The sequence below is a fragment of the Aeromonas veronii bv. veronii genome (assembly GCF_000820225.1).
Taxonomy (GTDB): Bacteria; Pseudomonadota; Gammaproteobacteria; order Enterobacterales; family Aeromonadaceae; genus Aeromonas; species Aeromonas veronii.
The window spans coordinates 161,541-175,436 of sequence record NZ_CDDK01000041.1; the positions used below are offsets into that span (position 1 = coordinate 161,541).

General features: G+C 59.9%; 10 protein-coding genes and 1 tRNA gene. 6 read left to right on the top strand and 5 right to left on the bottom strand.

Annotation, left to right across the window (positions count from 1 at the left end; all coding sequences use genetic code 11):
* Positions 1-50 precede the first annotated feature (50 nt).
* Positions 51-2,015, top strand: a complete 1,965-nt coding sequence (locus BN1139_RS18040; protein WP_013723435.1) for an LTA synthase family protein — start codon at positions 51-53, stop codon at positions 2,013-2,015.
* A gap of 91 nt (positions 2,016-2,106) precedes the next feature.
* On the opposite strand, the gene BN1139_RS18045 is transcribed toward BN1139_RS18040, so the two are convergent.
* Positions 2,107-2,577: an Lrp/AsnC family transcriptional regulator gene (locus BN1139_RS18045; protein ID WP_005336001.1), complete on the bottom strand. Its 471-nt coding sequence runs from the start codon at positions 2,575-2,577 to the stop codon at positions 2,107-2,109.
* A 143-nt stretch (positions 2,578-2,720) separates the two neighbouring features.
* Between BN1139_RS18045 and BN1139_RS18050 the strand changes: the two genes are divergently transcribed.
* A complete protein-coding gene (locus tag BN1139_RS18050) occupies positions 2,721-3,239 on the top strand; it encodes a cyclin-dependent kinase inhibitor 3 family protein (RefSeq protein WP_013723434.1) in 519 nt (172 codons plus the stop codon).
* On the opposite strand, the gene metA is transcribed toward BN1139_RS18050, so the two are convergent.
* Complete coding sequence (metA, locus tag BN1139_RS18055; RefSeq protein ID WP_005363203.1) at positions 3,240-4,187, bottom strand: homoserine O-acetyltransferase MetA; 948 nt, start codon at positions 4,185-4,187, stop codon at positions 3,240-3,242.
* 144 nt (positions 4,188-4,331) lie between these two features.
* On the opposite strand from metA, the gene BN1139_RS18060 reads away from it, so the two are divergent.
* The 4 genes from BN1139_RS18060 to yidA all read left to right on the top strand — a co-directional run bounded on the left by BN1139_RS18060 (position 4,332) and on the right by yidA (position 9,614).
* Positions 4,332-5,570, top strand: coding sequence for a cyclic di-GMP phosphodiesterase (locus BN1139_RS18060; protein WP_005336014.1), 1,239 nt, complete (start codon positions 4,332-4,334; stop codon positions 5,568-5,570).
* Between the two features lie 53 nt (positions 5,571-5,623).
* Entirely contained in the window at positions 5,624-6,772 is a 1,149-nt protein-coding gene (locus tag BN1139_RS18065; RefSeq protein ID WP_013723433.1) for a competence/damage-inducible protein A, read from the top strand.
* Positions 6,773-7,022: 250 nt separating this feature from the next.
* Positions 7,023-8,690: a DUF342 domain-containing protein gene (locus tag BN1139_RS18070; RefSeq protein WP_013723432.1), complete on the top strand. Its 1,668-nt coding sequence runs from the start codon at positions 7,023-7,025 to the stop codon at positions 8,688-8,690.
* A gap of 114 nt (positions 8,691-8,804) precedes the next feature.
* The gene (gene yidA, locus BN1139_RS18075; RefSeq protein ID WP_005354981.1) at positions 8,805-9,614 is read left to right on the top strand and encodes a sugar-phosphatase; all 810 of its coding nucleotides are present in this window, start codon (positions 8,805-8,807) and stop codon (positions 9,612-9,614) included.
* Between the two features lie 109 nt (positions 9,615-9,723).
* Here the strand turns inward: yidA and BN1139_RS18080 are convergent, their stop codons facing one another.
* From BN1139_RS18080 to BN1139_RS18090, 3 genes are all read right to left on the bottom strand, one after another.
* Positions 9,724-12,807, bottom strand: coding sequence for a transglycosylase domain-containing protein (locus BN1139_RS18080; RefSeq protein ID WP_005354982.1), 3,084 nt, complete (start codon positions 12,805-12,807; stop codon positions 9,724-9,726).
* A gap of 208 nt (positions 12,808-13,015) precedes the next feature.
* A complete protein-coding gene (tmaR, locus tag BN1139_RS18085; RefSeq protein ID WP_005336024.1) occupies positions 13,016-13,333 on the bottom strand; it encodes a PTS system regulator TmaR in 318 nt (105 codons plus the stop codon).
* Between the two features lie 400 nt (positions 13,334-13,733).
* Positions 13,734-13,810 (bottom strand) — tRNA-Asp (locus BN1139_RS18090).
* Positions 13,811-13,896: the final 86 nt, after the last annotated feature.

Below are 13,896 nucleotides of genomic sequence, written 5' to 3' on the forward strand. Positions count from 1 at the left end.
CTAAAAAAACGTCTGTGGACAGACGTTTACAGTCTCATTCAGGAACAAACATGACAGATCTAAAACAGCGACTCGGCCCGTTTTGGCCCTTCACCGTCTTCTGCGCGCTCGCGCTTTTCTCTCTCTCTTTCAGCCGAATCGCCCTCGGTCTCTGGCAACTGGAACGGGTGGATGCCGTGGCCGGCTGGCAGGAGATGCTGCTGCAAGGGATCCGGGTCGACTTTGCGACCCTCTGCTGGGTCTGGGGTGTCCCCGCCATGCTCACTCTGCTACTGGCAGGCCCCCATGCCATCGGCCGAGGCTGGCTGCAACTGATGCGCGTCTGGCTGACCGTCGGACTCTGGCTGATGCTGTTCCTGGAGATCTCCACCCCTTCGTTTGTCACCGAGTATGGCGTGCGCCCCAACCGCCTCTATGTGGAGTACCTCATCTATCCGAAAGAGGTGTTCGCCATGCTGTGGGCGGGCCGCAAAGCCGAGCTGCTGCTGGCGTTACTCTTCAGTGGCGCCGCGCTGACCAGCGGTTGGTGGCTGAGCGGCCGTCTGGTGCGTGGTCTCAGCTTCCCCCGCTGGTATCTGCGTCCGGCCTTCGCCCTGCTCATTCTGGCCATAGGTTTTCTCGGTGCCCGCTCCAGTCTCGGCCACCGCGCCCTGAACCCGGCCATGGTCGCCTTTGCCGAGGATCCGCTGGTCAACTCGCTCACCGTCAACTCCGCCTACTCCCTCTTCTTTGCCATCAAACAGATGGGCGCCGAGGAGGATGCCGGCCAGTTTTACGGCGAGATGACCCCTCAGAAGGTGCTCGAGGTCATGCGCAAGGAGAGTGGCCGTCCGGCCAGTGATTTCAACTCCGATCTGCTGCCCAGCCAGACCTTCAATGAGGCGAGCTTCCAGGGTAAACCGAAGAATCTGGTGATCCTGCTGCAGGAGAGTCTGGGCGCCCAGTTTGTCGGCTCCCTCGGCGGCCTGCCGCTTACCCCCAACATCGACGCCCTGTCGCAGCAGGGCTGGGCCTTCGAGCAGCTCTACGCCACCGGCACCCGCTCGGTGCGCGGTATCGAGGCAGTACTGACCGGCTTCACGCCGACCCCGGCACAGGCGGTGGTCAAACTCGGCAAGAGCCAGACCAACTTCTTCACCATCGCGGATCTGCTCAAACAACGGGGTTACGACACCAGCTTTATTTATGGCGGCGAGAGTCACTTCGACAACATGCGCAGCTTCTTCCTCGGCAACGGCTTCACCACCATCGTCGAACAGAAGGATTTCGACAATCCGGTGTTCAAGGGCTCCTGGGGCGCCTCCGATGAGGATCTGATGGCCAAGGCCGACGAGACCTTCAAGGCGTTGCACAAGGAGGGCAAACCCTTCTTCAGTCTGGTGTTCAGCTCCAGCAATCACGATCCGTTCGAATTCCCGGACAACCGCATCGAACTGTTCGAGCAGCCCAAGCAGACCCGCAACAACGCGGCCAAGTATGCGGATTACGCCATCGGCGAGTTCTTCAAGAGGGCGAAACAGTCCGAATACTGGAAGGACACCCTGTTTCTGGTCATCGCCGATCACGACAGCCGGGTCGGTGGCGCCAGTCTGGTGCCCATTCCCCGCTTCCATATCCCGGGGGTTATCGTGGGCGACGGTATTGCGCCGAGAAAGGATCCGCGCATCGTCAGCCAGATCGACATGGCGCCGACCCTGCTCTCCCTGATGGGGATCAGTGCCGACTACCCCATGCTCGGCAAGGATCTGACCCGCATGCCCGCCGACTGGCCGGGGCGCGCCATCATGCAGTACGACAAGAACTTCGCCCTGATGCGCGGCAAGGATGTGGTGATCCTGCAACCGGAACGGGCGGCAGAGGGCTATGTCTACGACAATGCCAGCGAGAAGCTGACTCTGGCGGCGCAGCCGGACGCCTTGAAGGAGAATGCCCTTGGTCTTGCCCTGTGGGGCAGCATGGCCTATCAGAAGAGCCTCTATCAGACGGCCAAGGATGAACGCACCGCCGCCAATTGAGCCGCCCGTGCTGCTTCAACCCATAGCAGAATGGAAAAAACCGCCAGCTGGCGGTTTTTTCCATCTATCCATACCGTCGGCCCACAGGCCGTTATGGCTGGGGAAAGCAGGGAAGGGAGCGGCTGAACTTGTGCTCGAATACCAGCGAGGTTTCGAGGTGCACCACCTCTTCGCGGGAGGTGAAGTGATCAAAGACGAAGTTGCGTAGGTGCTCGGTATCAGAGACACAGAGGTGCACCAGAAAATCATCCTTGCCGCCCATGTGGAACAGACTGATCACTTCGGGCAGCGCCAGAATGGCATCGCGGAAGGCATCGATGATCTGGCGGCTGTGGCGGGCCAGCTGCAGGGAGACCATGGCCTGAATGTGACCACCGAGGGCCTGATAATCCACTTCGCAGTGCGCTCCCTTGAGCACGCCATCCTGCTGCAACTTGCGCACCCGCTCCAGACAGGTGGAGGGGGCAACGCCCACCAGCGCGGCCAGATCCTTGTTGGTCATGCCCGCATCCCGAAACAGATGGGCCAGGATATCCAAATCCAGTTGATCCAGGTTTCTCATCTTAACTCCTTGAACCGCTCAATTTTTTAGACTCTGCCCGTAAACCGGGGCAAACACAACGGCCATTGACATCCCCCCCGCCCCGCCTATCCTTGGCGCCATTCACCGGCCGCAGCCCTGAGGCCACCACGCGAGGATCCGCCATGCACCCGTATCACCCCTTCTGGAGCCTTGAGGTTCCCCGTGTCGACGGTCAGCTGCTGCTGACCCCCTGCCCCGGCACCCAGCAGGTGCCGCTGACCCTGGCGCTCGATCAACTGCGGTTGGCCGGTGCCCACGGAGTGGTGACCCTGATGACAAACGCCGAGTTGATCCGACTCGAAGTGGCGCAGCTCGGCCAGCAGGTCGAGCACGAAGGGATGCGCTGGTTCCATCTGCCCATCGAGGATGATCTGGCCCCCGATGCAGCCTTCGAGGCCGCCTGGCAACAGGCGCTGCCGCAGCTGCGCGAGCTGCTGGGGGATGGCAAACATCTGGTCATCCACTGCAAAGGGGGCAGCGGTCGTACCGGTCTGGTCGCCGCCGCGCTGCTGATGACCCTCGGCCAGCCACAGCAAGAGGCGATGGCCGCCATCAAGGCCCACAGACCCAAGGCGTTTACCCTGGCCTGCCACCGCCAATGGCTCGACCAGCTGGCCCAGCGGCTGGCGCAGGGCGACTGACTACTTGCCTCCCTGGTCGTAGGTAAAGACCTTGCCGATATCTTCCACCCGATAGCTGGTGAGCTGATAGACGTAGTAGTTGAGCCAGTTGGCAAACAGCAGATGACCGTGGCTGCGCCAGCTGGCGCGCGGGGTCTTGCCCGGATCGTTATTCGGGTAGTAGTTGACCGGAATGGCCGGTTCGAGCCCTGCCGCCAGATCCCGCTGATACTCCCCGTCCAGCGTCAGGGCATCGTACTCCGGGTGCCCGGTGACAAACACCTGACGACAATCCTTGGTCGCCGCCAGATAGACTCCCGCCTCTTCTGACTCGGCAAAAATCTGCAAGTCGGTCTGGGCACGGATCAGATCGCCATCAAACGCCGCGTAACGGGAGTGGGGGGCGACAAACTCGTCATCGAAACCGCGCAGCAGCGGCTCGTGCTCATCGAGGCGATGGTGGCGGTAAACCCCGGAGAGCTTCTCGCCGTGGGTCTGTTTCTCCATGCCATACAAAGCTTTCAGCGCCGCCTGTACCGCCCAGCAGAGGAACAGGGTAGAGGTCACATGCTGATGGGACCACTCGATGATCTCGACGATGCGCGGCCAGTAGACCACCTCCTCGAACTCCACCAGCCCGAGCGGCGCCCCTGTGATGATCATGCCGTCGTAGTTGTTGCCACGCACCTGCTCGAAGTCGTGATAGAAGTTCTCCAGATGGGCCTGCGGCGTGTTCTTTGACTCCCTGTCATCGATGCGCAGCAGATCCACATCCACCTGCAGCGGCGAGTTGGAGAGCATCCGCATCAGCTGGATCTCGGTCTCAATCTTCTTTGGCATCAGGTTGAGGATGAGCACCCGCAGCGGACGGATGTTCTGGGTGACGGCCCGGGATTCCGTCATCACGAAGATGTTCTCCTGCCCCAGCACTTCGGCGGCGGGTAACTGATCCGGGATCTTGATCGGCATGCTTACTCCCTGTACTGCATCAGTAAATATGTCTGGACATCCAGAAGCCTATAATAAAGCTCCTGCCCTGTCATCAGATACCTTTTGTATTCACCCCCGCCTTTGACTAGCATACGGCTCAGTGTGTCTCCTGCTTCCAAGATAATGACCGGTATCAAGATTTCCGTAGATCGACTGCAAGTCGGCAACTATGTATCCCTGCCACTGGGGTGGCGCGAACACCCGTTCCTGTTTTCCAGCTTCAAGATCAAAAGTGAAGAAGAGATCGAGCTGATCCGCCGTCTCGGCCTGAAACTGGTCACCATCATTCCCGACAAGAGCGACGTTCCGCCCAAGCCTCTCAATCAGGTACAGCCTCAGCAACAAGAGAGCGCAGACGCCGCCCAGCGTCAGGCCCAGATGCAGCAGGAGAAAGATCGCCGCATCGAGCAGTTGCAACTCTATCGCCGCAACCTGCAGCAGTGCGAGAAGCAGTTCCAGCAGTCGCTGGCGCAGGTGCGCAGCGTGATGAGCAAGATCCAGTCCCGCCCCCTCAATGCCATCGGCGAGGCGCAGGAGCTGGTCAACGCCATGACAGAACAGCTGCTCTCGGTGGACGAGATGGTGCTCCATCTGGTCTCCGACAGCGAGGATGGCAACAACCTCTACTTCCACTCCCTCAATGTGAGCGTGCTCAGCATGCTGCTGGCCAAGGAGTGCTGCATGACGGCCGACGAGATCCGTCAGGTCGGCATGGGGGCGCTGTTCCACGATATCGGCAAGTTGAAGATCCCGAGCCAGATCCTGCGCAAGACCGAGCCGCTGACCAAACCGGAACAGAACCTGATGGCCCAGCACCCGCGCTACGGGCTGGATCTGCTCAATCTGGCCAAGGATTTCCCGGCCGAGGCGAAGGGGATCGTGCTCCATCACCACGAATATCTCGATGGCAGCGGGCCGGAAGGGCTCAAGGGTGGCCAGCTCGATCCGCTGACCCAGATGGTGTCGCTGATCAACGAGTACGATAACCTCTGCCACATGCAGGCCAAGGTGCCCTACTCGGCCCTGAGCGGCCTCTACAAGCAGCGCAAGGCGCAGTTCAATCCGGAGTACCTCAGCATGCTGATCCGGTTGATGGGGATCTATCCCCCCGGCAGCGTGGTGCAACTCTCCAATGGTCAGGTGGGGCTGGTAATGTCGGTCAACGCTTCCCGCCTGCTCTACCCCTCGGTGCTGGTCTACGATCCGCGCATTCCCCGTCAGGAAGCCGCCATCATCGACCTGCAGCAAGCCGAACTGTCGATCGCCAAGGTGATCCACCCCAAACGGCTGCCGCCCGCCGTGTTCGAGTACCTCAATCCGCGTACCCGGATCAGCTACTACTTCGAGCACAACAAAGCCTGATTGTGTTGGCCCGAGGCCAACCGTTGCCACCCGTTTAATCCAAGGAGCCTGCCATGCGTATCGAGATCATCAGTACCGGAGACGAAATAGTGACGGGTCTGGTGGTGGATACCAACGCGGCCTGGCTCAGCGCTCTGCTGCTGGAACAGGGGTGGCAGGTACGCCGTCGCCTGACGGTGGGGGACAACCTCGCCGACCTGAAAACGGTACTGCAAGAGAGTGCCAGCCGCGCCGAGGTGGTGCTGGTGTGTGGCGGGCTCGGGCCCACTGCCGACGACCTGACCGCTCAGGCAGCCGCTGAAGCCTTTGACCAGCCGCTCACCCTCTTCCCCGACTGGCTCGCTACCATCGAAGCGCGCTACGCCAGCCGTGGCCGCCCCATGGCACAAAGCAATGCCAAACAGGCATGGCTGCCACAGGGGAGCGAGATCCTCGACAACCCGGTCGGCACCGCCTGCGGCTTTGTGGTGCGAAGTGGCCAGAGCCAGCTCTTCTTCACCCCGGGCGTGCCGTTCGAATTCAAGCAGATGGTGCGTGAGCAAATTCTGCCGCGCCTCAAACAGCTGGCCGGGGCACAGATCGATACCGAGCTGCGTCGCTTTTACACCTTCGGCGTCTCGGAGTCGGCACTCAGCGATATGCTGGATGGCAACCCCTGGCCAGCTGGTATTGAGCTGGGTTACCGCTCCTCCATGCCCCTTATCGAGCTGAAACTGATCGGCCACGGCGCCAGTGCCGCTGATATGGAGAGTGCCGAACGCCGACTGCTGGATACGATCCGCCCCTGGCTGGTTGGCAGCGGAGATACGGAACCGGCGCAGCAGATCCTGGCGCTGCTGCAAGGCAAACCGCTGGCTCTGCTAGAGGGGGAGAGTGGCGGTGCGCTGCTGGCGCTTTGTCACGGCCATCCCCGGCTGGAGGCCAACTTCAGTACGCAACTGGCCGATGAGCTGGCGCAACTGCCGACCGCCGATGCGGGCCTGCAACTGACCATAGGGCGAGAGGGCACAGAGGGGGTGCCACTGCTGCTCAGCGCCGATGGCATGCACATCGGTCAGACGGTCAAGGTCAGCCACCCCGACCCGGAGAGCCGCCGCAAGATCCTCGCCTTTGCCGCCCTCGACATGCTGCGCCGCCATATGCTGGGTGAGCCGGTACTCGGCGATTACCTCACCCTGGCCAGAACAGCCCAGCGCAGCTGATAACTACCGCCCCTGCCAGCGACCCTATGTTGCTGGCGCTGCGATCCGCCTTTTCACGCCATTGCCAAACAGCACCCATATTTATCCGGCCGCCATCACCGATTTAACTTCAATTCATTGACCATTCAGAGGAAATATCTGAATACTGCCCACTCTCAGGGTTGGTGACTCGCTTTATTAATCATTGAGAGATTAAATGACAGTAGAGGAACGAGCCGATCGTTCCGTTCTCATCCAGCAAGGAGATGCGGTGTTAAGCAAAGAGTGGTTGCTGCTATCAAGCGATATGGAACTGGTCTGCCTGCGGATTGCCGCCGGTCTCACCAAACCTGTCACGGAACAGGATGTGCAGGCTCTGCTGCTCGCTTCCAACTGTCGCCGCTATCAGCCGCTGCCCGAGGGGATCAAACAGGCCATCAGCCTGCTTAATACCCTGCTCACCAACCCTGCCGCCCCCGTCCCCGCCAACCCCATCCCTGTCGGCAAGCGTCAGGATGCCCGACTCGCCGTAATCGTGGAGAAGGATCGCATGAGCGCCATCGCCCAGATCACTGCCGACTGGGGTGGCAAGTATGTGACGCTGGAACAGCTGAAAGAGGCGATCGCCATCAGCGAAATCAAACAGGGGGTGAGTGAGCAACTGCTCACCGCTGCCATCCAGTCAGCCAAGGAGGCCGCCCCCGGCAGTCAGCTCAAGCTGGTGATTGCCAACGGCCAGCCTGCCGTCAATGGTCAGGACACTCGCTATGAGCGGCTGGTGGAGACCCCGGCCGAACGGATCCTCAAACCGCAGGAGTTAGGGCATGGCAAGGTCGACCTGCGGGATCTCGGCTCCATCGTCACCGTCAAGGCAGGCGCTCCGCTGATGCGCCGTCATCCGGCCACCGTCGGGGTACCCGGTTTTACCGTGACCGGTCAGGACCTGCCCGCCAAGGATGGCAAAGACAGTCCGATGAGCGCTGGCGAGGGCACCTTCATCTCCCCCGACGATCCCGACCTGCTGATTGCCGGTCGGGCTGGCCTGCCCTGTCAGGAGAAAGCGGGCATGAAGGTGGACGAGGTGCTCAGCGTCAAACAGGTGGATGCCCGCCACGGCCATATTGATTTTGAAGGGGGCTTAATCGTCAGCGGCGACGTCAACCCGGGCATGAAGATCCGGGTCAGCGGTGACATCGTGATTGGCGGCTTTATCGAAGGAGGCTGGATCGAGGCGGGGGGCAGCATCACGGTACGCCACGGCATCATTGGCCGCCGCAACGAGCAGGGGGAGTACCTTTGCCAGCTCAATGCGCAAGGGGAGATCCACGCCAGCTACGCCCAGTATGCCCAGCTGGAAGCGGGGGGGGATATCCAGATCCAGAGCCAGCTCAGCCACTGCTACTCCCGCAGCGGACAAGATATCAAGGTGGGCGATAGCAACATGCGCAAAGGCACTCTGCTGGGGGGCACCAGTATTGCCAATCGCCTGATCATGGCTCCCAGCCTGGGGGCCGAGGCCGCCAACCATACCCGATTGCAGATCCTTGGCGGCTACTTCACCCACAAGGAGCAGGAACACCAGCTCAAGCTGCGTCAGCAGGCGTGTCAGGCCCAGCTGGAGAAAATCAAGGAGCTGGTCATGAAGTTGCTGCAACTGCCCAGCGACAAGCGCAATCCGGATACCCTGCGCAAGCTCAAACCGATCCGGGACCATCAGCTGGCCGAACTGGCCCAGCTCGATGAGCAGCTCACCGCCAACCAGGAGGAGCTGCGAAACTTGATGGCTCAGATGGAGGTCATTGCCACCCAGCACCTCTACTCCGGCATCGAGGTCGAGATGGCCAGCTTCAAACGCAAGGTTACCATCACCCGAGGCCCTACCCGCCTGACCATCCATGATGAAACCCTGGAGATGACCCCTTACGAGGGGCACAAATAGAGCAACCGGCACGGCCCCATCGCTGAACCGGCCGTGATCCCGCCGCCGATTTTCGCTACACTCGCCACTTCCTTGGCCCCACCGGGCGGGCCACCCAGACTCAGGTAGTGAGAGATGTACAAGCTGATCGCATTGGATATGGATGGCACCCTGCTCAACCCGCAGGGCCAGATTACTCCCCGCACCCACGCCGCCATCAGTGCCGCGCGCGCCAAAGGGGTAACCGTTGTGCTGGCCTCCGGCCGCCCGCTGGAAGGGATGAGCCGCTATCTGGAAGAGCTCGGCCTCACCACAGAGCATGACTACGTCATCTGCTACAACGGCGCCCTGGTGCAACAGGTGGCCGATAAGCGCATCATCCGCAGCCAGCTGCTGACCGGCCGTGACGCCAGCGCCGTCGCCAGACTGGCTGACGAGCTGGAAGTGAACGTCCATGGTTTCTCGGTCACCCAGGGCCTCATCAGTCCCCGTGTCAGCACCTACACAGAGCACGAATCCCGCCTGATCGGCATGCCGATCAATCTGATCGACTTCGCCACCCTGCCTGCCGACGAACAGATCATGAAGGTGATGATGATCGACGAGCCGCCCCAGCTCTCCCGCGCCATCGAGCGACTGCCTGCAGAGCTCTATGAGCGCTATACCGTGGTACAGAGCGCCCCCTTCTTCCTCGAGTTCATGAACAAGCAGAGCAACAAGGGAACAGGCGTGGCCGCACTGGCCGAGCACTTAGGCCTGACCGCCGCTCAGGTGATCTGCGTCGGGGATGCGGGCAACGATCGCCACATGATCGAATACGCAGGCCTCGGGGTTGCGATGGGCAATGCCACCGACGAGATCAAGGCTCTCGCCCAGCACACCACTGCCCGCAATGATGAAGATGGCGTGGCTCAGGTGATCGAGCAGTTCGTACTGAACGCCTGATCGCAATCGAGCGCGGCTGCGTCCGATGAGGAAATAAAAACGGGGAGGCTGTCAGCCTCCCCGTTTTTTCTGGTCAGTTATCTGCGTGATGAGCGGTAATTCGCTCGCATCACTGGTTCGCCAGACACTGGGTATGGGAGCTAGGTTGCAGGTAAGGCGTCAGCAGGGGAGCCATCCCCTTGAGCACCTGCACCGGCAGCGCAGAGGTGAAACGGAACTTGTCAGACTGGCTACCCGGTACATAGGCGGTCAGGGTACCGAAGTGATCCTCACCCAGATAGAAAACGAAGGTCGCGGTGCGGTTGCGCGCCAGCGAGCTGGTCACGTTGCCATAACGACCCACGGTTTCAATCCGGTTATCCCCGGTTCCGGTCTTGCCCCCCATCTGCAGCACAGTGCCGTCCGGCAGGGTAAAGGCACCGGCGATACGTCTTGCCGTACCCCCTTCAACGACTTTGGAGAGCGCACTGCGCAGGGCGGCCGCCACCTCTGCCGGCATCACCCGGGTTCCCTCGGTGTGCTGCGGCTCAAACTCGGTCTCGAAGGGCGTCCCCTTGGCAAACGAGAGATGCTCGATACGCAAGGTTGGCGAGCGGACACCGCCATTCTGGATAATCCCCATCAGCTCGGCCAGTGCAGCCGGGCGATCGCCGGAGCTACCCAACGCGGTCGCCAGCGAAGGCACCAGATGATCAAACGGATAACCCAGCTTGGCCCAGCGCTGATGGATATCGAGGAAGGCTTCAACCTCCAGCATGGTGCGGATCCGGCTGTCACGGGCACTGCGATGACGGGTCTTGAACAGCCAGCTGTAAACCTCCTGCCGCTCGTCACGACTGGCCGCCACAGCGTCGGCAAAGGTCGCCTTGTCGAACTCCTTGAGATAGGCCAGCAGCCACAGCTCCAGCGGGTGAACCCGGGCGATGTAGCCCTGATCCGGCAGTGAATACTTGCCCGGTCCATAGCTCACATAGAGCTGATTGACCCGTTTCGCACTCAGCTTCTCCCGCGGCAACCGTTCCGCCAGGAAGGCAGCAAATGCGGCTTCGCTGGCTTCCGGCATCAGGTAGCGGTGAACCGCCGCCAGACGTACCGCACTCGGCTTGAGACCGTCGAGGAAGGTATCGAGTTGCTCCTCGGGGGTCTTGCCGCGATATTTGCGCCAGAAGCGCAGCAGATAGGTCTGGCCCTCTTTGTCGGCAAATTTGGCCAGATACTCCTGACGACGGGGATCCTTGTCATCCTTGAGCAGCTGGGCACGGTTGCCCTCCTTGTAGAGGCTGTAGCGCACGATATCGCGCATCAGCCGTACAAAGGGCAAGTTAATCGACTCACGCAGAGAGTCACGCAACGTCGGAATGCGATTGTTATCCTCGCGGCGGAAGTTGTTGAAGGTGTGCATGCCACCACCGGTAAAGAACCCTTCGTTGGGGCTGGCGGAGTATTTGCGATCCAGCGCCGCTTCCAGCATCACAGGCAGGCTCTTGTCCTGAGCCGTCATCAGATAGGAGATAGCCCAGCGGCTGAGGTTGTCCTGAGAGACGGCAGCCAGCTTGCGCAGATTCTCGACCGGCATCCCGGCATAGTTGTCGTGCAGCTCGGCCACGATCTCTAGATAGGTAGTCAGCACCCGCAACTTGGCGGTTGAGCCCAACTCCAGCTTGGAGCCTTCGTTGATATCGAACGGCTGATCGGTGTTGTCGGTCTGCACCCGCACCTTGAACCCTTCCGGCGACTTCTCGAACAGGGTGAAGCTGTAGCGCACATCGCCGGTCTTCTCCGGCGAGAGCAGGCGCTCACCAAACAGCCCTACCTGGGCGGCAAACGTCGGGTCGGCCAGCTGTTGCAGATAACGGGAGATTTCGTTCTGCAGCGGCATGTTGAGGCTGGTATCGGCGGTCAGATCCATCCGGTCGAGGTCATAGAGCTGCACCCCGAGCTGACGGCTCAGGCGAGTACGGGCAACCTGCAACCCCTTGTTGTTGTTCACCCGGGTGATAGCAGGGGACTGCAGGAAGTCACGGAACGTAATCTTGGCCTTGAGCGCCGCCTCCATCAGTGGCGGCGTTATCATTCCCTCCTGCACAAACAGGCGCAGATAGCTGTCGGTCAGGGTAGCCAATGCCTCTCGCCCCTGAGCCAGATAGTAAGAAGGACGGCGGTGCGCAATCATCAGCGAGACCACCTGACGCAGGGCAAGCCCCTGTTCGGCCAGCGGTGCATTCTGGTTGCGGGCGGGATCCAGCAGACGGTTCACGTCATCGACGTTGGCACCAAACCAGACCCAGAGACCATCTCCCAGACCATGCACTTCACCATATCCCGGCGCAGCCGAGAGCGGTACCGAGTTGAGGTAGGCCCAGGCGACCAGTTTGCGCGCTTCGAGGGTTTCCGGCCCGAGACGATAAGCCCGCACGCTGGCAGAGGCCATCTGACGGATCTTCTCGGTCGGCGACAGGGTCAGGCCATCCGGCGAGTGGCGATACTTCTCCACCTGGGTCGCCAGGGTACTGCCACCGGCAGATTGATCCTGCATATCGAGCGCCTTGCCCACCTGAGATAGCGCCGCCTTGGCAAAACGGGGCCAGTCGACCGCCGGGTTCGCCAACGGCTCTTCATTGCTCAGCAAGTCGCGGTTCTCGATAAACAGCAGCGACTGGATGACGAGCGGCGGAATGGAGTCAAAATCCGGATAGTGATGGGTCGGATACTTGAATTGATAGAAGGGCTCGGCGCGGCAATCGTGCAGCGTCAAACCGGCCTGCACTTTCTCGGTATAGGGCACGAAGAAGCCACGACTGGCGTAGTCATAGAGCGCGTCGGAGAAATGCACCTGCTTGCTGACTTCATAGCCCCGCTGCAGCAAACGCTCCTGCATCATCGGCAGTTGCACATAGCCGAGCCGCTTGTCGAACGGGCCATCCTCAGGGAAAGCGATCTGCTTGCTCTGACCAGGCTCGACCTGATAGGTGAGCTTGGCGGCATAGCGGGAAATCTCCTGAGATTGCAGCTTCGAGGTTTTCATCTCATAGCCAACCAGAGCGATCACCGCCCCCAGGCACAATAAAAAGAGAAAACAGAACAGCCAACGCCACCAGGGACGACGCTTGCGCTTTGGGTTCCCGTCCGAGGTCTGGACAGATGAATCTTGAGATGCCACTTGTGTCAAATCCGTCTGTTCTGATGCGCCCATATCAGCCCCACCATGGTTGCGCAATTTATTGTGTTTCACTCAAGCTTAGTCTTTTCAAGTCAATGGCTTGAAACTATTGACCGCTTTGTAGTGATGGTAACAGGGCAATTCTAAAAAGGGGAGCCGATTGTTGCAGGAGTGGCAGAGATCCGAGCTGATAACAAAACACCGGCCAGTGGCCGGTGTTTCTTAAGCGAAAGCGCAACGCTTATTTGTGAGAGCTCATGCCCTTCAGCTTGGTGCTCAGCTCTTTACGCTCTTTGGAGAGCTCGGCGTTCTTGATGATGTGGTCATCCACTCGCTCTTCATAATCGGCACGCATGTTGGCGATGATCGCCTGCACATCATCAATGCTCATGCCCGGCTTGATGTAGTCGCTCAGGTTGTCGAGCAGCAGCACGCGCTTCTGGTTGTCACGGATCTTCTTCTCGTTATCCGCAATTTCACGCTTGAGTTTGTTCTGGCGACGGGACATACGCACATATTCCAGTACATCGCTGAAGGTGGACTTGTTTACTTGTTCCATATCGATACCACTGACTTAAGGTTGATAAAAACTGGCCAAGTTACACCAGGAACCCGGCAAACTCGGCGCGGGACAGGCAAACTCAAGATGCCCTTACTCTACCGAGTTATAAACGAGATACAACCCTAATCGCGCACCATTAACAGAGTTTGGCCAAAAGTAAACCAGTTAAAATGGCCAGTAATCGATCAGATAAGGGCTTGATATAGATAGAAAATGGAGGAGATAACAGGGTCTTAGTTCTCTTCCTCTAGATAGATGCTAACACTGGCTGCTTAACACGCTAAAAACAGCAGAGCCCAGTCTCACGACTGGGCTCTGCTGTGCAAATCTGTGGTTCTTATGGACAAAACCGCCCATAGCAAAAAGGCCTTCCCATCTGGGAAGGCCTTCAAATTAGTGGCGGAGCGGACGGGACTCGAACCCGCGACCCCCGGCGTGACAGGCCGGTATTCTAACCGACTGAACTACCGCTCCGCATTCGGTTAGCTTTCGCTAAATTGTTTGCCGCGTCAGTGAGGTGTCATCCTCGCAGCCAGTGATGTGATTCTTCACATCGCTGT